At 42.7% G+C, this 22,459-nt stretch carries 17 protein-coding genes, 1 tRNA gene and 1 pseudogene; 15 read left to right on the forward strand and 4 right to left on the reverse strand.

What is annotated here, in order from left to right:
- Positions 1 to 165 precede the first annotated feature (165 nt).
- From C7E00_RS14795 to C7E00_RS14825, 8 genes and pseudogenes are all read left to right on the forward strand, one after another.
- Positions 166 to 984, forward strand: a pseudogene (locus tag C7E00_RS14795) (glycoside hydrolase family 30 protein); the annotation flags it as partial.
- A complete protein-coding gene (locus C7E00_RS16650) occupies positions 976 to 1,200 on the forward strand; it encodes a glycoside hydrolase family 30 beta sandwich domain-containing protein (protein ID WP_275656080.1) in 225 nt (74 codons plus the stop codon). The pseudogene C7E00_RS14795 and the gene C7E00_RS16650, both read left to right, overlap by 9 nt.
- A gap of 39 nt (positions 1,201 to 1,239) precedes the next feature.
- A complete protein-coding gene (locus tag C7E00_RS14800; protein WP_135358259.1) occupies positions 1,240 to 1,575 on the forward strand; it encodes a hypothetical protein in 336 nt (111 codons plus the stop codon).
- 50 nt (positions 1,576 to 1,625) lie between these two features.
- Entirely contained in the window at positions 1,626 to 3,560 is a 1,935-nt protein-coding gene (locus tag C7E00_RS14805; protein WP_105305102.1) for an IS3 family transposase, read from the forward strand.
- A gap of 13 nt (positions 3,561 to 3,573) precedes the next feature.
- Positions 3,574 to 4,014 carry a hypothetical protein gene (locus tag C7E00_RS14810; RefSeq protein ID WP_105302473.1) on the forward strand — a complete coding sequence of 147 codons (441 nt, stop codon included), beginning with the start codon at positions 3,574 to 3,576 and terminating at the stop codon, positions 4,012 to 4,014.
- 20 nt (positions 4,015 to 4,034) lie between these two features.
- Positions 4,035 to 5,336: an IS3 family transposase gene (locus tag C7E00_RS14815; RefSeq protein ID WP_105305075.1), complete on the forward strand. Its 1,302-nt coding sequence runs from the start codon at positions 4,035 to 4,037 to the stop codon at positions 5,334 to 5,336.
- 230 nt (positions 5,337 to 5,566) lie between these two features.
- Positions 5,567 to 7,693, forward strand: a complete 2,127-nt coding sequence (locus C7E00_RS14820; protein WP_105305103.1) for a glycoside hydrolase family 30 protein — start codon at positions 5,567 to 5,569, stop codon at positions 7,691 to 7,693.
- Between the two features lie 47 nt (positions 7,694 to 7,740).
- Positions 7,741 to 8,664 carry an ROK family protein gene (locus C7E00_RS14825; protein WP_105305104.1) on the forward strand — a complete coding sequence of 308 codons (924 nt, stop codon included), beginning with the start codon at positions 7,741 to 7,743 and terminating at the stop codon, positions 8,662 to 8,664.
- Positions 8,665 to 8,849: 185 nt separating this feature from the next.
- Here the strand turns inward: C7E00_RS14825 and C7E00_RS14830 are convergent, their stop codons facing one another.
- Both C7E00_RS14830 and C7E00_RS14835 read right to left on the reverse strand, forming a co-directional pair.
- Complete coding sequence (locus tag C7E00_RS14830; protein WP_105305105.1) at positions 8,850 to 10,259, reverse strand: glycoside hydrolase family 1 protein; 1,410 nt, start codon at positions 10,257 to 10,259, stop codon at positions 8,850 to 8,852.
- Positions 10,260 to 10,425: 166 nt separating this feature from the next.
- Positions 10,426 to 10,499 (reverse strand) — tRNA-Met (locus C7E00_RS14835).
- A gap of 154 nt (positions 10,500 to 10,653) precedes the next feature.
- On the opposite strand from C7E00_RS14835, the gene C7E00_RS14840 reads away from it, so the two are divergent.
- On the forward strand, positions 10,654 to 12,249 hold the full coding sequence (locus C7E00_RS14840; protein ID WP_167836635.1) for an ISL3 family transposase: 1,596 nt from the start codon (positions 10,654 to 10,656) through the stop codon (positions 12,247 to 12,249).
- A gap of 62 nt (positions 12,250 to 12,311) precedes the next feature.
- Here C7E00_RS14840 and C7E00_RS14845 read toward each other — a convergent pair whose 3' ends face one another.
- Positions 12,312 to 13,643 (reverse strand): ATP-binding protein, encoded by a 1,332-nt coding sequence (locus C7E00_RS14845; RefSeq protein WP_105305107.1) that lies wholly within the window; start codon positions 13,641 to 13,643, stop codon positions 12,312 to 12,314.
- Positions 13,644 to 14,007: 364 nt separating this feature from the next.
- Positions 14,008 to 15,303, reverse strand: coding sequence for an ATP-binding protein (locus C7E00_RS14850; protein ID WP_105305291.1), 1,296 nt, complete (start codon positions 15,301 to 15,303; stop codon positions 14,008 to 14,010).
- Between the two features lie 118 nt (positions 15,304 to 15,421).
- Here C7E00_RS14850 and C7E00_RS16830 point away from each other — a divergent pair, with 118 nt between their 5' ends.
- From C7E00_RS16830 to C7E00_RS14875, 6 genes are all read left to right on the forward strand, one after another.
- Positions 15,422 to 15,655 carry an ATP-binding domain-containing protein gene (locus C7E00_RS16830; RefSeq protein ID WP_420808628.1) on the forward strand — a complete coding sequence of 78 codons (234 nt, stop codon included), beginning with the start codon at positions 15,422 to 15,424 and terminating at the stop codon, positions 15,653 to 15,655.
- Positions 15,656 to 16,352: 697 nt separating this feature from the next.
- Positions 16,353 to 16,589, forward strand: coding sequence for a transposase-like zinc-binding domain-containing protein (locus C7E00_RS16835; RefSeq protein WP_420808633.1), 237 nt, complete (start codon positions 16,353 to 16,355; stop codon positions 16,587 to 16,589).
- A gap of 139 nt (positions 16,590 to 16,728) precedes the next feature.
- Positions 16,729 to 17,289, forward strand: a complete 561-nt coding sequence (locus C7E00_RS14860; RefSeq protein WP_167836636.1) for a transposase — start codon at positions 16,729 to 16,731, stop codon at positions 17,287 to 17,289.
- Between the two features lie 93 nt (positions 17,290 to 17,382).
- A complete protein-coding gene (locus tag C7E00_RS14865; RefSeq protein ID WP_105305110.1) occupies positions 17,383 to 18,624 on the forward strand; it encodes an exonuclease SbcCD subunit D in 1,242 nt (413 codons plus the stop codon).
- A complete protein-coding gene (locus C7E00_RS14870; protein WP_105305111.1) occupies positions 18,621 to 21,809 on the forward strand; it encodes an AAA family ATPase in 3,189 nt (1,062 codons plus the stop codon). Before C7E00_RS14865 ends, C7E00_RS14870 begins: the two co-directional genes overlap by 4 nt.
- Positions 21,810 to 22,248: 439 nt before the next feature.
- Entirely contained in the window at positions 22,249 to 22,440 is a 192-nt protein-coding gene (locus C7E00_RS14875) for a hypothetical protein (RefSeq protein WP_102343796.1), read from the forward strand.
- Positions 22,441 to 22,459: the final 19 nt, after the last annotated feature.

A 22,459-nucleotide genomic window follows, 5' to 3' on the forward strand; every position in this document is an offset into this window, starting at 1 on the left:
ATGACCATGGTTTTGATACCAGGTCCCAGAGTCTTTGTTGTCTAAGCAAATTGTGGCTCTGGGACTTTTCCTTTCTCAGTTAAGGCCATTATAAAGAGCAGCCCATGGACAAACAACCTGAGCTGCTAATAGACATAATATTAGAGGCGTAACAATTATAACGATTGGGATCTAAAGTGTTTTTCAATTGAACGGGATCAAGAAGCATTAATACCTTATATTCGAGAAGTACTAAATGTTAAAAATGACATTGTATTGATGGTTTCCCCCTGGTCTCCTCCAATCTGGATGAAAGAACCATCCAGATATAACGGCGGCCATCTGAAAAAGGATCCTGAGGTACAGAATACGTATGCAAAATACCTCACACGTTTCATCGAAGCTTATAAGTACGAAGGAATCCACATCAGCCAGCTGCATGTGCAGAATGAGCCAGTAGCAAATCAGATATTTCCTTCCTGTCTGTGGACTGGAAAAGATTTAAAAATATTTATTCGCGATTATCTAGGACCGTATTTTGTGAAAACTGGCGTTAACCAAGAAACAGAGCTATGGCTCGGTACTATAAATGCGCCTGGATGTGATTTCAATAAAATGATTTTTGATAAATGGCCATACGAAGATTATGACTATTTTGCAAATGAGGTACTGTCTGATGAAAAAGCAGCATCATACATTTCCGGGGTAAGCTATCAATGGGGTGGCAAAATTGCTATTCAGAGGACATTTGAAAGTTGGTGGCCAAAATTCCGTCTAATGCAGTCGGAGAATGAATCGGGATTTGGAGATAATACTTGGGATACAACTCTTTATAACTGGACAATGTTAAAACATTATATTTCTAATGGAGCTGAAAGCTATCTATATTGGAATTTAATTCTTCCTCCAAAAGGAATCAGTACATGGGGTGATCCTCAGAACTCAATGGTTACGGTGGACAATCATTGTGCAGTGATGAATCCTGACTTCTACTTAATGAAGCACTTTTCTTCAATTGTAAAGAAAGGGGCTGTTCGCCTAGGCTTAATAGGTAATTACTCTGGAGACACTTTGATTTTCGAGAATCCGGATGGATCCTATGCTGTCGAAATGATGAACCCTTTTAAAGAATCTCATCCCGTTCAATTGGAGATCTGCGGAAATGATATATTTTTAAATTTACCGGCACGTTCATTAAATAGTATACGAATTGAACCATAATACAATTATTTCAACCTTTAAAGAAAGGAAATAATGAATATGAAAGCAGATAGAACCATACGTGTTGTTTTGGCAGTTTTTACTATGTCCTTATTGCTTCCTACACGCGTTCAAGCAGAAGAAGATGTTCAAGTTTGGCTTTCCAAAGTGAATGCTACCGATACAGGAATGGAATATGGCCTAGCCCAGCAGGCAAATGTGAACTTCCAGGCGAATGACCAAGCATCACTTTCCAATATGATCATAATAGATGAGAATCAGAAATATCAGGAGATGGATGGCTTTGGTGCATCAATTACCGAAGCATCCGCTTATTTGTATCAGAATAATTTATCTGAAGAAAAAAAGCAGGCTGTAATAAAGTGGTCCCTGTAGAAAGGACAGCACTCTGACAGTGCTGAGGTCCTCCTGCAGGGGCCATTTTTATGGGCAGAAAATCCAGAAAACGCAATCCTAAAACTGATTATGTATTCTTCTCTCCAGAGGAAATCCAGATTCTCCAGGCTAATCCGAATGTGAAATTCATCCGGACGAATCACATCGCATTCACCTATGAGTTCAGATGCCGGATGTATGACTGGTATGTCTCTCATCACGAGATCCGCAAGTTCCTGGAGAACAATGGAATCTCCACGAAAATGATAGGGAACCAAGTGATTAAGAAACTGACTGAGAATTTCAGAAAACATGGTCACCCCACCAATGGAAATGGGCCTTCGATTTCTGTTTCTGCGCCGAAGCTTTCAGAAGAAGAAATCCAGCTGCTCATTGACACCGGAGTATTCGTCAGAGCTCGTGGCGGCATCTCTTTTTCAGATGCGTTCGTTAAAGAAGCGATAAGGAGATATCCTGGCACTGACCTTAGAACGCTTCTGAAGGAGCACGGCATTGATCCGAACCGGATCGGTTATCAGAGAATCCATAGGCTTAAACTCCTTCTGGAAGGAAAATTACCTGTTACGGGTAAATTTTTCCGTTCCGATGAAGTGATTTCTGAACTGAAGAGCTGTTCCTGGGTCAGAACAGTCACCCGGAAAAAACTTTCCCTCCGATCAGAATTCTATGAATGTGCTTATCTGATCAGAGACCTTCCGATTCTGGATGTACTGCAGGTATTTGAGATTCCTGCAGACTTGCTCAGTGCGGGAGAACTGATGCGGATTCGATATAAGCTTCTGCACTGGAAGCCGGATCGTGTTAACAGAAAGGTTCATCTTGCCGCTCTGGATCTCAGCACCGCGAAGAAACTGTGCGAGCTGATGGAGAAGATGGAAGAGAGAAAAATGAGTGAGCTAAGAGAAAGCCTTCGTATTACTTCTCCTGAGACTCTCCGGAAAGTGTATGATCTCATTCATGATCAGGTGAAAGCCTTCCCTTACGTCAGAGGATTCTCGATCAGCGGTGCGTGCAGAATCCTCGGCTTCAGCCACTCTCGCTTCTATCGTCTGAGATACTATGTTTCCAACGGAAAACAGCGTCAGGATGAGAAAGACATTGAACGGATCAGGAAAGTGATTGAATACCGCGGATATCCGAAAGGAACCCGCATGGTGACCATGATGATGCCGAAGCTGCAGAAGACGGTCATGAACCGCAAGAAAGTTCAGAGGCTGATGAGAAAGGCCGGACTGCTGTGTACGGTCAGAGCACCGAAGAAATCCAGGCAGGCAGCCAGAGAACTGCTTCAGAGGAACCGGAAAGAGAATGTGCTGAAGCGCAGATTTCGTCTTGGGAAACCTTATGAACAGGTCATGACAGATGTCACCTATATCAAAGACTGCCGGGGAAATACTTCCTATTACTCTCCGATCAAAGACAGTGTTTCCGGCCTGATTCTGTCTTCTGCAGTAAGCGATACACAGGATCTGAACCTTACTGATGAGATGCTGAGCGGAATCATGAAAGATCAGGATCAGAATACCGTCTGTTCGACAGGAATGGTATTTCATTCCGATCAGGGGGCACTGTATCTTTCCGATGCGTTTCAGAAGAAGCTGAAGAAGATGGGATTCGTTCAGTCCATGTCACGGCGTGGAAACTGCTGGGATAACGCATCCATGGAATCCTTCTTCGGGCATATGAAAGATGAAGCTGACTTCTCCGATGCCCATGATACGTCTGAGATCCGGCAGAAAATCAATGACTACATTGACTATTACAACTTTGAACGGCCGCAATGGAACCGCGGCAGAAAGACACCGATGGACTTTGCCGTCTATCTGAACAATCTTTCTGAGCAGGAATACCAGGAATACCTTTCCAGGGAACAGGCAAAGTATGACCGCATGATGGCCAGGTCTGCAGAAAAGGCACGGAAGCACGCTGCAGATCTTGGTGCTGTGATACCATCGGAATCATAGAGAGGTAATAGAGATGGGTAAGAAGAAAACGAAGTATTACGAGAAACGCAGTGCCATTCAGGAAATTGCAGAGAAGAACGAATACGTGAAGGACATTCACGGAACGAATCTGATCTACAAGACGGAGTTCTATATCAGGATGTGTCAGCAGATGAACAAAGGAATGACGGGAGTGGAAGCTTATGAATCACTCGGCTTCCCGGTAAAGGAACTGGGTACTGATCGTGCAAACAGTGCTGCCAAGCGTGCCAGAGAGATGGAGAAAGACGGATCGTTCGTTGATCCTTCCAGATTTGACGGGAGTATTCCCCGTGATGAGATGGGAGATCTGACGCCGGAGGAAGAAGCCGCTTATTACAAAGCACGGACAGCTTATCTGGAAGCACTGCTCGAACTGGAAAAAAAAGTACACGAACTATTGGCGGAGACGAATACATCATCGAATCCGAACTGAAGAACCATCAGAAGTTCAGAATGGTGTATTACACTCTTCAGAAGCAGGAGACTCAGCCAGCAGGACATGTTCATCAGTTCTCGGCATCAGATCTGTTCCGGATCTTCGGCTGCAGTTCCAGCGGCTATTACAGCTGGAAGAAACGATTTGAGAATCCTGTGGAAACGAAAACGCAGAAAGAAGACCGGGAGATCAAGGAGAAGATGATCTCAATCATCCATAAGCACTGCGGAATTCCCGGAGCGCGGACCTTCCGTACTTACCTGTGGCGTGATTACGATCTCAGGGTGAGCAGAAAACGGATCACCAGACTGATGAAAGAAATGCGCATTACCGCATATGTCCCTCATAAAGATGCCTATAAGGGACAGGCAACTCATTTCCATCCATGTGATGCCAAGCAGAACTATGTCGATCGTGACTTCGGTGACAGCCCGCGGAAAGTGATCCTGACAGACATTACCTATCTCTACTATGGAAGTAATCGCGAGCTCTGCTATCTGTGTGCGTTCAAGGATGGATTCACGAGGGAAATCCTGGGATCAGCAGTAAGCAGGCATATGGATGTCTCTCTGGTTACAGAAGCCTATCACCGTATGATGGACCAGCATCGCAGCGAACTGAATCATCCGGACGCTCTGATTCATTCCGATCAGGGGAGTCAGTACCTGTCCGTTACCTTTCAGAAGCTGCTCGAAGATGACGGCTTCGTGCAGTCCATGTCCAGGCGAGGGAACAGCCAGGACAACGCACCGATGGAATCCTTCTTCGGAAGAATGAAGTGCCAGCTTCTGAAGCTGATCGAGATGTGTCCGGACTATCAGACAGTCAGAGATCTGATTGCAGGCTATATGCACCACTACAATGAGAAAGCTTATCAGTATGATCTTGCCGGTCTTACTCCTGCGGAGTTCTATCAGTACAAGACTACAGGAGTCTATCCATTAGATAACTACTACGGTATCTCAGGAGATCGGATGAGGCCGGTTGAAAGCCTGGTAGAGGATCATCTGAACTATCTGAAGAAGAAGCGGGAAGAAAACGTTCAGAAGAAGAAGGAAGCAGAAAAGAAGCTCCTTCCGATGCACATCATTGCGACAGATCAGAAGAAGCTGAAGAAAGAAATTCAGAAACTGAATACGCTCATTGAAGACTCCAATGAGGAAATCAGAGAACTGGAAGCACTTCTGGAGCGAGTGAGAGCAGCAGGAAAAGCTTACGAAACAGCAGATGAAGAACTGAAGAAGAAGCTTGAGAATCCGCAGGAATGGAAGAACACACCGCCATTTGACTACGTCACAGAAATGGACGCTCTTTACTGATACAGGCACAGAAAGAATAGAGCAGCTTACTTCCCCTGGCCAGAAGATGTTTTCGTCATGCGCAGAATGAATCATCCGAGCACTGATGATCCGGAAACATCTCTCTGAAACCTGCTGAATACAGAAAGAAGACAGCTATGATTCAGCTGTCTTCCGTCTTGATCAATGCATGTGACCCTCAGAAACCCGAACTGTCAGAAAACTGTCCTTGACAACGGGGCCACTTTATAATGCAGGCACTTTTCAGCAAAGAAAATGGTATTGGCATCAGTATGCTTCGGCAAACAATTGGAGCAAGTGACCATTGCGTTGCACCTTATAATTTTGCTCCTGTTTCACAGGCAGATGATCTTCCCGATTTTGATTTTTCACATGAACTCGAGACGATTTTCCCCACTGTGCAGGATGCAATTGCTGTAGAAGGGAACCGGATCAAGATAATTGCCTCTGCTTGGAGTGCACCAGGTTGGATGAAATTAAACCAGTCAGAACTTGGAATGTACCAGAATGTACGTGGAACATTACTCCCAGCAAAATATCAAGCATACGCAAATTATCTCTTAAAGTGGATCCAGAACTATGAAAATCGGGGGGTGGATATTTATGCAATCACGCCTAACAATGAACCTGATCATGCAAGCTACGATTGGCCTGCAATGCCAATGACACATACAGAAGCTCAAAATCTTGTCGCTAATTATATTTATCCAACACTTCGAAATGCAGGAATAGATTCCAAAATAATCTGTTGGGACCACAGTTATACAACTACGAACTATAAAGATGGTTCCTATCCACTTGAATATTTTGCTGACGCTGCCGCTTATCGCACTACTGATGGTTCAGCGTGGCATTGGTATGAAGGCGACGAAGAGGTAATGTCAGTCGTAAAAAAAGAATATCCAGATAAAGAATTATGGTTTACTGAAGGCTCAGGAGGAGAATGGGGTTTTCCAAAATGGAAGACTGCCTTTCTCAACCAAGCATCCAGTGTAATAAATATTAGTCGCAATTGGTGCAAATCAATTATTTATTGGAATATTGCATTAGATGAAAATGGTGGCCCCGATTATTATTATGACGTTAATCAGGGGCACGATTCAACTAACCGTGGATTAATTACTATCACCTCAGACGGAACATGGGATTACAATGTCGATTACTATACGCTTGGGCATGTCAGCAAATTTGTTGATCCAGGGGCATATCGTATTGATTCTACTAGTCTGGATAACAATATAGAAACTGTTGCATTTCAGAACCCTGATAATTCTATTATTTTGGTAACGGCAAATCTTTTATCTGAGGATCAATCAGTTAAAATTTGCTGGGGAAACCAAATGTTCAATTACAATCTGCCTTCAGAATCAATGCTTACGTTCAAATGGTCTGGCACTCAGAGTGATGGACATGCTACACCAATTTGGTTCAACAATTTTGAAAATAATGACAATTATTCAGCTGGGAATAATGCTATTGTTTCATCCATAGAAAGTACTGCAAATTTCGGAGGAACAAAAGGAATTAAACTAGTTACATCGGCAAATGGTGAGCCTGGAACTGACAGCCAATGTGCAGTGATTCTCCCATCTTCCAATAATCCAGTGGATGCATCACGTTATCAGTATTTGACTTTTTCTGTAAAGGATGAAGTGAATCCGACCAATTGTACAGTCAAAGTAACTTTCATAGATGCAAATGGAAATGTCTCTACTGCATGGAGCCATGAGAAAACTGTTTATGATAACTGGACTAGAATCTGGGTTCCTATCGGAGGAAGTGAAGGATTTAATCGAACTGCAATAGCTGAAATTAGAATAGGTTTTTATTGGCAAGGAGAATATGACATCGATGATCTTGCCTTCTGTTTCTCCTATAATGATGGCTTACCTTCATTCAATGATGGGAATCTGGCTATCAATCCTAGTTTTGAAGATGATGGAAGCAAGGTAAGAAATCCAAAAGGATGGAATTTTGAAGGAGCAAATCCAGAGGCAACCTATCTTGAAAAAAACGACCATTCGCCTTCGGGAAGATTTCATGTTGTCCATTATTCAGCAGACGCACACGATTGCTATACATGGCAAACAATCTATAATCTTGAGAACGGTACTTATGTACTACAAGCTTCTGTTGAGTCAGGAGGAGGACAGACACAAAACAAGATAATTGCAACTGATTTTGGGGGAAGTGAAGAAATGAATGTCGCAATTCCAGTCACTTCAACTTGGACACAAGTAGAAATTACTGGAATCAACGTCACAAACAATAAATGCACGATAGCCTTTTATACCCAAGGAAATGCCGGGGACTGGAGTTGCGCGGATAATTTCATTCTTAAAAAAGTGAGTAATTAAGCGTTCTCTGGATCCACAGAAACTATTGATTAGGAGGCAATAGCAAAATGAGCTACCTGGCATTGGATATTGGAGGGTCATCCATAAAATATGGACTCATAGATACCGATGGAAACATTCTTTCCAGCGGAGAAAGCGCTACTGATACATCCTCACTGAATGGCTTTCTGTTAGCAATACAGAAGGTGAAAAATACTTTTCATCATTCATATGCCGGAGTGGCGGTTTCGATGCCCGGAAAAATTGATATGAATCACGGTATTGCTGAGACTGGCGGAAATTATAAGTTTATCCATAATCTTCCATTAAAAGATTTGCTGGAAAACATTTTTGGTCAAAGAGTAGTAATTGCAAATGATGGAAAATGCGCTGCCGCTGCGGAAGCATGGAAAGGTAACCTTGCTGGAATAGAAAACGGTGCCATCATTGTTATTGGATCCGGAATCGGAGGAGGACTAATATTAAATAACCAGCTATATTTTGGGACAGACTCTGCTGCAGGAGAATTTTCTTGGCTTCCTGTTTCTTATTCTAAGATATGGCATGATACCTTGCAGGACGACATGAGAGATCAAAGAAGTGTAATTTGGTCAGATCTCTGTTCAACAAGTGCGTTACTAAAAAATTATGCAAATGCAATTAAAGCTGATCCTTCTTCTATAGATGGATATCGATTTTTTCGTGATTATAAAGAAGGCAATGAAGACGCAATTTGCTTATTCAGAGAATTTTCCAAGAATATGGCCAGCGGCATCTTCTCAATTCAGGCAATTCTAGATCTAAATAGATATGTTATTGGTGGAGGAATTAGCAAAGAACCGCTCGTAACAGAGTCAATACGAAATGCAGTTGATGAATTATTCGTTTTAACAGAAAAAGCCCCTTGCAAAAAGCCAGAAATTCTAATATCAAAATACCATAACGATGCTAATTTAATTGGGGCATTATATTTCTACTTGCATCAAAGGTAATCAACAAACCTGTCGTATGGATAGTTAAGCAATGTATTTCTTTCTACGCTAGATAATCTGCCAAGAAGACACACTATAAGAATAAGTGATGACGTAAGTGAAGAATTAATTTGCAAAAGTTCATAATATCTCAGAAAAAACATTCCATATCACAAAAAGCGAAATCTAATTTTCGCTTTTTGTATTTATAATATCTCCCCATTAGAAGCAATGACCTGCTTGTACCAGTAGAAAGAGTCCTTACGATATCGTTTCATTGTTTTCAGATCAAAATCATCACGATCAACATAGATAAAACCATACCTCTTACGCATTCCTTCATGCGTTGAGATCAGATCAATTGCACTCCACGGACAGTATCCAATCATTTCGACACCATCAGTAATTGCAAGGCGCATCTGAATAATATGCTTTCGCAGATAATCGATTCGATAGGAATCATGAACTTCTCCTGTTTCCGTCAGTTTGTCATATGCGCCTAACCCATTTTCGGTGATAATAATCGGGAGACGATAGCGAGAATAAACCTCTCTTAGGGTATTTCGAAAACCGACAGGGTCAATTTCCCAATTGAATTCAGTTCTTGAGAGATACGGATTATTTACAGTTTTATACATTCCCGGAACAGTTCCTCCGGACTGCTGATCAGACGTTCCATTGAAATCATTCAGATCTGCTGCTGCAACAGTTGACGTTGAATAGTAATTAAAACCGATAAAATCAGGGCGACCATTTGTCAAAGTCTCTTCATCACCATCTCGGAATTCTGGAATCGCATTATTTTCTTTAAGGTAGGACCAGACAAGATTGTTGTATTTACCATTTACCGCCATATCAAGATATAACCAATTGCGGATGGCATTGAAATTCTGCGCTGCAGTAATATCTTCAGGTTTGCAAGAAGCAGGGTATACAAGTGAGATATTCGGAGCGGGACCAATTTTGGAATTCGGAAGCATCTTATGACAGAGTTCCATTACTTTTGCCTGAGCAACAAGCATATGGTGATTCTGCTGATATACTTCCTTAAGTACATTTTTTGTACCTGCAGGAATGTTTAAGGTCCCGATTGTTGCCCCCACCAGCGTAAGCATATTCTGCTCATTGATCGTGAGCCAGTATTTTACTCTATCCCCGAAATAATCAAATAGAACTTTTGCATAATTGACAAACCAATCTACAGAATCACGATTTGACCATCCTCCACGTTTTTCAAGTACAGCAGGCATATCAAAGTGGTACATGGTAACTAAAGGGATAATGTGATTTTTTAGACATTCATTAATAAGATTGCTGTAGTATTCAATCCCTTTCGGATTGATCTCGCCAGTTCCTTCTGGAAGGATACGGCTCCATGCTATTGAGAAGCGATAAACTCTGAATCCCATTTCAGCCATCAGAGCAACATCTTCTTTATAATGATGATACTGATCAGAGCAAACTGTTAAGTCGGATGTTCCTTCTGGGACTTTTTTTACATCCTGGCAGGATGGACCTTTACCATCTACCAGTGATGCTCCTTCAACTTGATAAGCAGATGTAGAAGCTCCCCAAAGAAATTTTGAAGGAAAAGGGCTCAATTTTCTTTCTTCCATATTGACCTCCATTATTCTTATTATTAATTTAATTTTTCTTAGCAATCATTCGTTTGTTTCATCAACTAAAGCATACCAAAAAATTTCCAAGTTAAGGGGGATATTACAAAATTTTCAACGACGTTTCGTGAATATTCTTACTTTGAATTACTTTTTCAGATTAAAGTGGAAGCAAAGGGACTCGAACCCCTGACAGGTCGGTTATGGGCCAACTGCTCTGACCAGCTGAGCTATGTTTCCAAGCTGATTATATCACCGGAGATTCTATCTCTGAAAGATCGGTCAATTTCTTTATATCTCTACGCGTTTCATGAATGGCGAAACGTATCAGCGTGATCGGATTGAAATGCATGTCAGGCCTTATCAGAGAATGAGATGCAGGTGCCCGAAATGCATGGAGAAGCGGCCTGTCTATGATCATAAGTCAAAGACTGAAGTCAGCTGGAGAGCCAGCTCCATCAATGGTGTTCCGGTGAAGCTCCTCTATTCTCCGGCAAGGATCTGCTGCCCTGAACATGGAATCCTGACGGAATACATTCCCTGGCAGGATGGAAATTCACGGTTCACGGAGAGTTTCAATAACGATGTCGCTTTTCTGGCCCTGACGATTCCTAAGACGGTCTGTGCACAGTATATGGGCATCGACTGGAAGACAGTAGGGAACTCTGTTAAAGCAGCGCATGATCGGCTGGAACCAGATGTTTCTGTCCGCCTGCGAGGAATCAAGCGGTTCTGTGTCGATGAGACTTCATATCGCAAGGGACATAAATACATCACGGTTGTGTATGACCTGGATCAGAACCGGGTTGCCTGGGTTCATGAGGGACATGGCAAAGAAGTTTTCACCAAGTTCTGCCTTTCGCTGACGCAAGAAGAGAGAAAAGTGGTTGAAGTGGTGGCCGGAGACGGCGCCAGGTGGATCGATGAATGCACTTCAGAGTACTTCGTCAATGCCCGAAGGTGCACGGACTTCTTTCACGTCGTGTCCTGGGCTGACGATACCCTGGACCAAGTTAAAAATCGTGCCAGAAGACAGGCAGAACGCGATGTGGACCAGATGAAGAAGAATCTGCATGAAGAGAAAGAAGAGCGCCGGAAAACAATCCTGGAAACCGAGAAGAAGCTCAGTGAGGCCCGCAGTGAGCTGAACTCTCTGCCTAGAAAAGGCAGACCAAGCAATCGGAGACGTGAACTCGAGAAGTATATTGAAGAGCAGGAAGAACAGCTGCAGGAGCTCAGAGAGGCTCCTCATGCGGTGATTAAGGTGAGTGAAGAGGAATACCTTGCGGCAAAGAAAGAGCTTGAATCCATGCCAAAGAAAGGCAGACACAGCAGACGCAGAACTGAGCTTCTTACGATCATCAGGATCTACGAGCATAACAGCGGCATGACTGACAGAAATATTGATCTTTCTGCTGCTCATCAGAAGACTCTGGATGACCTGCAGAAGAAGGCGGATCAGTTGAAAGATACCAAGTACGCACTTGGCATGAATCCAGAGAACCTGAGCAGTAAGATGCGCGACAAGCTGTCTTTACTGGAAGCTGGCCATCCAGACGTATACCATGCCTACCAGCTGAAGGAACAGCTCAGATCCATTCTTCACATGAAGAATCCGGATTTAGCAGGCCTAGAGCTTGATCAATGGCTTGAGAGAGTCAAAGACTGCGGGATTCCGGAATTCATTAAGCTTGGAGAGAAGATCGCCAGGCACAGGAAGAACATCCTGAATGCAGTAGAGCTGCAGGTAAACAGTTCAAAGAGTGAAGCAACAAACACGACGATCAAGTCAATGATTTCTGTCGCCAGAGGTTTCCGGAACCTGAGCAACCTCTTCGCGTTAGTATATCTGCGGTGTTCTGCAATCACAGTACCGCTGAAAAACCGATATCAGCCATCAGCAGAGAAACAGCAAGAGCTAAGAGAGATCGCGAATCAGCGCAAGAAAGCCAGAGAGGAAGCTAAGCGCAGCACCATACTTCCATGTTGAAATCCGGGATAGTTTACCCACGCCGGATCATGAAGAGCCGATAAAGGTAGCGATCCGGCTTCTCAGAGCGTCAGAAATGGCACAAGAAAAAACGGTCTCAGTTTCAGCATTTCCGCATTGCCGATATCTTTCTGTGATATCAGATATCGATCTGCAATAAAATGTGAATATTTCTTACAAAAAGCATCAATTGAAGAATGATTTTTTATACTGGCAGATTTTACTTCAAACGGGATTATTTTAATCCCCGCGGAAATAAGAAAATCGATTTCGTAATATCCACGTCCTTTCTCTTTTTTCCATGTATGGTAATAAAGATCGTAGCCGCGTGCCGTAAGCATCTGAGCCATAACATTTTCATACAGATAGCCTAGATCAGTATCTATTTTGTCACTCAGCAATTTAATATAAATATCACTGCTTACGCCATGGCCTCCATCAAAAAGAAGCGCTGTAAACAAACCAGTGTCTGAAAGATAAAGTTTAAAACAATCCTGATCCTTTGATAAAGTGAGAGATTCACCAGGGTTATCCGCATGCCAGCACGGAAGAACTGTTTTAGAATCAATCAGGTCAAATATTCTTTCCGAATCTCTATTTGTCTTCTGTTTTCCTGTAGCAGATGTAATTACAAAACGCTTTTTCTTTAAAGCCAGCTGAGAAGGAATACTTCTATACATCGCAGACATCCTGCCTGACGGGTCAATTTTCTTGATGTCATCTTCGTACAGACGAATAATTTCTCTCTTTACCCTGTCAACAACTTCCATATTTTTGGCATTTAAATATGCTTCGACAGCCTGCGGCATTCCGCCTACAGCCATATATACATGGAAATCCCGCATCAGTTTTCGATTGGTACTATCACCAATTGGCTTTTTCATTCCTGCCATTTGTCTCAGAACATCTGCAGTTCTTCCTTCGGCCCACATAAATTCTTCATAGTCCATCGGATAAACATTGATCTTCATCTCTTCTGAAGGAAGAAGGATATCTTTCACATTTTTTCGGATTGAAATCAAAGAGCCAGTTTCGATGTAATCATATCTTCCATCTTTAACAAGATGCTTGATCGCCTGACGCGCTTTGGGATAGAGCTGCACTTCGTCAAAGATAATAACAGAGTTTCTTTCGATAAGAGTGACATGTGTAACGGCCTGAAGACGTATAAAAAACATATCCAGGTCATTCAGATCAGAAAAAACATCCATTAATTCGCTGCTGGCAGTTGAAAAATCCACAAGAATATACGACTGATACTCCTTCTTCGCAAACTCTTCTGCAATCGTAGTTTTGCCCACACGACGCGCACCTTCCAGAAGCACAGCATATTGTCCATGCCATGTATTTTTCCATTCCAGCAGCTGATCATATACTTTCCTTTTAAACTTCATCTGCCCACTCCTTCAGAAATCTTTTCATCTACCTACAGAATAATATAAAAGTATAGCTTTCCCAATATAAAAAAGGATAAAATTACCGTTTTTACAACTTAAAAAATTATAAAAAATACAGTTATTACAGCCTCATAAATTATGAAAAATATATATTTTGCATAGTTAAATTCAGCCAAAAGTAATGATTTTACACATTTCAGAACTACAGAAAGTATAGTTTTTGCACGGTAAGTGCCCTTTTCATTGTCATGATACGACAATACTGACCGCACATACCGCCAGCATCAGTGCCATTACCGTATTCACAGCCTTCTGATTTTTAGAGATATTGTGATGACAATATTGGTGCCTTTTGGATATGTCAGCTCAAAACATTTTCATCCAGCAGGAATTGCTCTATTCCGATATACAGGATTCCATTCTCATCACGCCACGGTTTCAAATAATCTTTTACAACCACTATTTTTTCAAACGAATCCGGTACCCTTATGAGTGATGCAATTTCCTGAGCTCTTTTTTCAGGATCTGCTATGGATAATGCTGATTGAATATAATACCGTTTATCTCCTTTGTTCACTACAAAATCGATTTCCAGTTGCTTTCGAATGTTCCTGCCTTGCTGATTCTTGGTATTATATTCAACCACACCAACATCGGTATCCAATCCTCGCCGGATAAGATCATTATAGAGAACATTCTCCATAATATGCGGTTCTTCCAGCTGTCTGAATCCGAGCCTGGCGTTTCTTAAGCCAAGGTCGGTATAGTAATACTTTAAAGGGGTGCTAATGTATTTTCTTCCTTTCACATCATACCGTGCTGCTTCTTCTATCAGAAATGAATCTTCAAAATACTGTATATATTTTGCTATAGTTGCAGATCCAATAGAAATTCCACGTGTACTTTTGAAAGTATCTGCAAGCTTGCTCGGGTTTGTTAGCGATCCTATATCAGAGGCTAGAACATCAAGTAGTATGTCCAGCACCTCTCGATCGTTGGTGATTTTGTGACGTTCAAGAATGTCTTTGATATATGTTCTCTCAAAAAGGTCTTTCAGATAGCTGCTTTTTTCTTCATGCGTTTTCAGTGTTGTTACAAAGGGCATGCCGCCATAAGTGTAATAATCCTGCAATGCGCCTCGTTTGTCCTCTTCATATGAAGCATAGAACTCGGAAAACGAAAGCGGAAATACATGGATTTCATCTCCTCTGTCTCTGAATTGAGTCAGAATATCAGAAGAAAGCATTTTGGAATTGCTCCCAGTGATATAAACATCCGCATTCTTCATCTGCATAAAGCCAAGCACAACATCGACAAAGGTAATCTTCGAATCTGGATTATCCACATAAGGATTCTGTATCTCTGAAACGAATTGAATTTCATCAATAAAAATGTAATAGTTCGTACCCGGGTCAACCATCCGCTCTCGAATATATTTATCCAGTTCTAAAGGATTCCGGTACTTGGCATTCTGCAAAATATCAAGCGCAAGTTCTATGATTTGATCTTTTCGGACGCCTTCGCGAAGAAGCCAGTCTCGATATAATTGAAATAGGAGAACCGACTTTCCACTTCTTCTGAGTCCCGTAATTATCTTGACCCGCCCGTTATCTTTTTTTGAAATCAGCTTGTCCAAATACTGTTCTCTCTGATACATCCGGATACACCTCGTTAAAATTTTGCGGATTTCCGCATTTTTTTCATCTAAATGATACCGTCTCTTCTGCATTGCTGTCAACTATATACGTTAATTCTTTGCGGATTTCCGCATTTTTTTGCTCTCTACTAAGATCTGGAGCTCAGAGACTCCGAGCGTGATCATCCCTGTGCTGAACAGTCAGAGATACATGCTGCGAATGAACCTGCTGTACACCGGCGTGACGAGAGCATCGCAGAAGGTGACGCTGATCGGAGAACGAGATGCAATTGATACGTGCATACAGAATTCTGAAAAGGGAAGGAGAAACCAATGTCATTCAATTGGCCTAAGAAGTCGATGGTGGGAGTAATCAACAAATTCAATTAGGACAGTTACCAGATCAGTAACCGTGAAGATCGGATATAGGAATGAAATATTATTCCTGTGCAGCTCCGTTTTCCGTCTGTACTAGTTGAATCATCTTGCTATTTTGATAAGTGAGACGAAAAAATTGACGACTCCAATAAAGATATCTATAGTGTGGGTGAGGATTACCGAAGTAGGATAATCCGCTGCGCCTACCGCGTATGTGGGATGGCCATGCTTAGACATGGCGGAGGCGGCCCCACCGGTTATCCTTTTTATTGTTGAAGAACTGATTATTCCGAGCCATGTCAAGATACGCAAATAGCAATAGAATCAATCTTGAGTTATTTTCACGCTGTAATCACCAGTTCAGAATAATTGGTTGTTCCATTATCCTGATACGCTTTTCCCCCTTGTAGATTATCTTAGCGGCTTCATATTTTTCAGAAAAAATCGTCATTTGCAGCAGGATGGTAAATTCTGATCGAATACCCGGAAATCGGCTATAATTTTCCGGTCCGAGAAAGGGACAACAGGAAGTTTCCAGGAACCGATTGGCGCTGACTTGGCGGTTTCGTCAATCGGCTCCTGGAAGCTCCAAACCGCCAGTAAATGAATCATGATGATCAAGATGCGTGGGGTCACTCCCTGCGCACACTTTCAGGGATAAGAATCCCAGCATTTCCAGTTCTCAGAAGCTGATTTCAGAAACCGTACATGAATGGTATGATTCCAAGCATCCTGCAGTTAAGAAATCAGAGGTTCAGTTTCTCAATTCTCTTCCGGCAGATCATTGTCCGGTCTGCGGAGCCAGACACATAATCAAGTACGGATTTTACAAAGATGGGACACAGTGTTACCGCTGTTTTTTTCTGCGGCAGCAAGTTCAGCATTCTTACAGGGACAATCTTTCAGGACCGGAAGATCCCGATTTCTGAGTGGATAGAATATCTTCTTTACCTGTTCGAATTTCACTCGATCAGCACAGCTGCACGGGATAACAGAAATGCAGAAAGCACAGGCAGATACTGGTTGATCAAGGTATTTTCTGTACTTGAAGGAATCCAATCTGATGTAATGCTGGAAGGAAACATCTATTTTGATGAGATGTTCTTTCCGGTCATCAAGCACGAGACTGAGATTGTGAACGGTAAGAAACTTAGGGGCATTTCACGCAACAAGATCTGTGTAGCAGCAGCTTATGATAAACATGGGCATATGTATCTTGCCGTAGAGAGAACATCAAAGCCATCCAGAAAGACAACATGGGAAGCTCTCGGAAAACATATCAAGCCTGGATCAAAACTGATTCATGATGGAGATAATTCGCATGGAATACTTGTCGAACGACTCCATCTGACAGAAGAAGTGCATACTACGAGTGAGACCAAAGGATTATCGGACAAAGACAATCCTCTGGATCCGATTAACAATCTGCATTCACTGGCAAAGCAATATATGCGTGCACATGGCGGTTATGACAGGGACAATCTTCAGGACTGGATGAATCTGATCTGGTTTGTTCTGTCAGAGCCTAGTAATCGATATGAGAAGGTCGACCTTTTCATCAGACGGGCAATAATGTCGCCACATGTGGTGAAATTCAGAGATGCGATGTCAAAAAAGTCCGCTGAATAAGCCCGCAGTCACCCCCCCTGGTGCAAATGTCGATTTTTTCTTAAAATATTAGCAATCCTATTGATATGTGTTAATTTACAGGAGATTGTTAGTATGAAATTCATTCACGTTGCGGATCTGCATTTTGGGAAAAACATTTACGGACTTTCTATGATTGATGATCAGAAAAACTGGGTTGAGAAGTTCCTGGACATGTGCAGAAAAGAAAGACCGGATGCTGTGGTTATTGCAGGAGATGTGTATGACCGCAGCACACCTTCCGGTGCAGCGGTGGAACTGCTTGACCATCTGCTGACCAGTTTGTCTGAGATGAAAATTGTTGTAATGATGATTGCGGGAAATCATGATTCCGGGCAGAGGCTGGCATTTGCACATGAAATGCTGGCGAAACAGAATGTGCATATTGCCGGAACATTGCAGAAAGAAATGGTTCATGTGCGATTTGAAAATCCTGATGGTGCAGGACCAGTGACATTCTGGCTGATGCCGTATCTTTTTCCGGAAGCCATCAGCGTTCTTCTGCAGGATGAAAACATTCACAGCTACGATACCGCTGTCAGGAAGCTTCTGTCAGCGCAGAATATTAATTTCTCAGAGCGGAATGTCATCATTGCACACCAGAATGTAACTGCAAATGGTATTGAAGTGGAACGGGGCGGATCAGAGTCAATGGTCGGCGGCGTTGGCGAAGTGGATTATACGGCATTTGATGGCTTTGAGTATGCGGCACTGGGACATATTCATTCAGCCTATCCGGTTGGCAGACCATCCGTGCGGTATGCAGGAACACCATTGTGCTATCACTTTGAGGAGACCAGACAGTCGGCCAAGGGACCGCTGCTGGTGGAACTTGGAGAGAAGGGACAAGATCCGTCTGTTAAATTAGAGAAGATTAATCCGCTTCACAAAATGAGATGGCTTGAAGGAACATATGCAGAAGTTCGTCAGCAGCTGCGCGATGATGTCGGGCGGAATGAATATATCGGCATAACGCTCAGTGATCAGCGTGTTCGTCCGGAAACTTCAGCAGAGTTTCATGAGCTTGCTGAAAGCAGGCAGAGCAACCTGCTTGAACTGCTGAGCTCATGGTCAGCAGTTCCGGAATCCGGAAAACATGCAGATGCAAAATCGATTCGCGAGAAGCCTGTTGAGGATTTGTTTGCTGATCTTTACAGAGATCGAAACGGCGACAATCCGCCGGACGATGTTTCCTACAAACTGATGCAGTATGTAGGAGAACTTGTAAGAAACAGTGATCCGCATGAACCACTGAATGATAAGGATGCTGATAAGATCCTGAATTTTGCAGCAAAACTGACGGAGGATGCACAATGAGACCGGTAACTCTGACGATGAAGGCATTTGGATCGTATGCTGAAGAAACAACGGTTCCTTTCAATCGATTCAACGACGGCTTGTTTCTGATCACCGGTGATACCGGTGCTGGCAAGACAACGATCTTTGATGCAATTGTATATGCACTTTATGGAGAACTAAGTGGATCTGCAAGTTCCGACCGGAAGCCAGAGATGATGCACTGTGACAAAGTAGAGAAATCTGTGCCGACGGAAGTAAAGATGGAATTTCAGCAGAATGGCAAGACATACACCGTGACCCGGACACTGCGGTTTACCAGGGAACGCAGAACCGGTGAGTATAAAAAGATAACCAAGAATGCTGTGCTGTATGAACCGGAAGGAAAGACCATTGAAGGAGATTCAGCAGTTTCAAGGAGATGCACGGAGCTTCTGGGTCTTAACAAAGATCAGTTCCGGCAGATTGTCATGCTGGCACAGGGAGAATTCCGCGAGTTCCTGAAATCAGATAGTGAGGAGAAGAGTAAGATTCTCGGGAAGCTGTTCGACAGCAGCATCTATGTACGGTATGAAGAGCTGCTTGCCGATGCCGCCGGAAAGCTGAAAGAGAAACGAATTTCTAACATGGATGCAGTCCGTGTGCAGATGGAGACGGTATTCGGATATCAGGAGATTGAGGATCCGGAAGAACGTGAAAAATATCTTCCGGCAAATCCGGATCTTGTGCAGAATCTTTCAGATCTCCTGAAAGAGGAGAATACTGAACTCTTTGATCTGAAAAAAACACGTGATGAGAGTGATAAGCTGCGGACAGACTTTACAAAGCAGAGGACCAATGCAGAAGCTGTAAATAATGATTTCGATCTGCTGGATCAGTATCAGAAGAAACTGGAAGAATTGAGCCATCAGAAAGCATCCATAGATCTGCTTCGGAAACAATACCTTCAGGTAGAAAATGTGCAGCACCAGATTATGCCTTTGTACGATGCGTGGTTTACAGCATCAAGCCTGCTTTCAGATAACCAGAAAGGCATTTCTGATACTAATAATCAACTGAAAGAGGCTGAAAAAGTAATGAAGGAAGCTGAGAAGCTGAAAAATGCAGATGAGTCAGAAACTCTGAAAAGCTCTGAACTTGGTGCAGCAATAAAGGAACTTAAAAATTCACTTGGTCAGTATGATGATCTGCAGGAAAAACAAAAAGAATTGAATAATGCACTGAATATTCTGGAATCACTGAACAGGCAGGCAGCAGAAGCAGACAAGTCATGGAAAGCACTGGATCAGAAGATACGCAATGAGCGTGAAGAACGTAACAATCTGGAAGATGCTCCTTTAAAGAAGACAGAGGCAGACCAGAAACTGAATGAAACGTCAGTAAAGCTGGCTGAACTGCTGAAGCTGCAGGAGAACATTCAGAGCATTCATGAGACTGAGAAGAAAAGGGACAGGGCACAAGATGCGCTGAATCAGCTTACCACCGATGCATCGAATCTGAACACAATATACAGCCGGAAATACAACCGCTTTATCAGTGGACAGGCTGGCATTTTGGGGTCTCAGCTGGAAAGCAATCTTGATAAAGATGGAAGAGCTGAATGCCCTGTCTGCAGGACACGTTTTATTCGCGGCCAGGTACATAGCTTTGCACAGATAGAAGCTGATGTTCCTTCACAGACAGAAGTCGAACAGGCAGAAAAGCAATGGAAGGCCGTAGAACTGCAGAGGCAGAAAAAACAAACTGATTTTACAGAGCTTAATACAGAAGCAGCAGAGAAGCAGACATCTGCTGCAGAAAAAGGACAGAAACTCTTCGAAGACTGCACAGGCTGGGAAATACTTTGCGATCCGGACTATCTGAATGTAAAGAACAATGAGCTGAATGATCTGAAGTTACAGCAGACATCTTCTGCAGAGATACTTACTGCAAAAGCTGAAAAGTACAATGAGCTTGGAAAGCAGCTTCAGAAAGACGAAGCTGCTTTGAAAACTGCTGCTGACAGAAAAGCTGCTTTGCAGAAGCAGGCACAGGATGCCGATACTGCATGCAGTACACTGAGAGGTGAAGCTGACGCAATGCAGAAAGCGCTGAAGTATCCGGATAAAGCTGCTGTGCAGGATGCTGTTCGTACGCTTACAGTGCAGAAAAATGAAATTGACGATCTGGTAAAAGAGCATGAAAAAGCCTTTGAGAAAGCAAAGGAGCAGAATGATACTCTTGCAGGAAAGATTGATGCACTTCTGAAGCAGAAACCAGATCTTGAAATGAACGTTGAGAACAATCGTAAAAAACTCAATGCTGCATTGACCGCAAATAAGCTGGAATCCGATAAAGCTGCTATGGAAATTCTTGATGCTGTAGAATCAAAGGATATTGAACTGTGGCTGAAACAGACTGATGCAGGTCTTAAGCTGTATGACCAGAATCGAGCAACAGCTGAAAAGCAGGTCAATGACATGCTGGATAAGACGAAGGGAAAAGAGCGCTCCAGACTTGATGAATTCGATGCGAAGATCAAAGAAGCCGTGGACAAGTATGAAGCCGCAAATGATGCGTACAATAAAAAGCAGACAAAGATAGATCAGCACAATGATATCCTTAAGAAAGTAACAGAGGCAAAGCGACAGCTTGCCGCAACTGATCAGACTTGGAAGATGCTTTCCGAGTTATCGGATCTGGCTAATGGAGCAGCTGGTGAAGGTGGAAAGCTGAGTTTTGATCGATATGTCATGGGAACAGTCTTCCAGGAAATCCTGGAAATGGCTAACCATCGGCTTGATGTAATGTCCGGAGGCAGGTATGAACTTCAGCACGAACTGGATGCAAATCGTTCCAATTCCGCTGCCGGACTTGGTGTGGTGGTTCTGGATATGAGTTCAGGTCAGACACGTCCCAGCGCATCCTTATCGGGAGGTGAATCATTTATTGTTTCGCTTGCACTGGCTCTTGGATTATCGGATGTTGTTCAGAATCATTCTGCAGGAAAGGAACTCGATACACTGTTTATTGATGAAGGCTTTGGATCTCTTGACGATGGAACACTTGATAAAGCTGTTTCTGTTCTGAACAGTCTCACAGACAGCAGCAGTCATCTTGTCGGAATCATCTCTCATGTAGATCGGCTGCAGGAAAGCATCGTTCAGCAGCTTGTTGTAAAGAATACGGAAAATGGAAGTACTTTGGAGCTGCGAGGAGTGGAATAATCGGAGAAGGAGAAGAGAGCAGGATTGATTAACCGGACCTGCCCTTTTCATTGCTTTTTTCATTGCTTTTTGCTGATTTCACTGCTGAATGAATGCCATTTTCTGGTAAAATGTTTATCAAGAATAAAAGTGAAAATCTATTTGTACTGATAGTTAAATGCTCTGACATATGTATCTGCATGCACTTCTTTTTTTAAAAAACAGGGAATTGATTGGTTCTACTGCAGTTGATGTGTATCCATTCTGACTTCATAAAATATGTTGGGCAGATTTAATGAGTAAGCTGCATAGAATATTTGCTATGTTGGAGATGCCGATTATAGCATCAGACAATTTAAGCATCATACAGATCAATGACAGAAGAATGTGCTGAGAAAAATGATTTTCGTTTGTTGCAGACGATCATTGTCCGTTTTGAGTATTACCGAAGGGAGAAAATATGTTCTGGGATGATAATGATTCTGAAGATTCTTATGTAGATGTAGAAGAGCTCCGTAGAAAACTGAAAGATGAATACGGAACAGCTGCATATGCGGGCGGAGGACCAGCTGCATTTGCGGATATGATAAACGTTGACAATATGAGTGATGAAGAAGTTATACAGGAAGCCGAAAAATTAGGAATTCTGTAAAGCAAGCGGTGTTATTGTC

Source organism: Anaerolactibacter massiliensis, assembly GCF_900290205.1.
In the GTDB taxonomy this organism is placed as follows: domain Bacteria; phylum Bacillota_I; class Bacilli_A; order Erysipelotrichales; family Erysipelotrichaceae; genus Bulleidia; species Bulleidia intestinalis.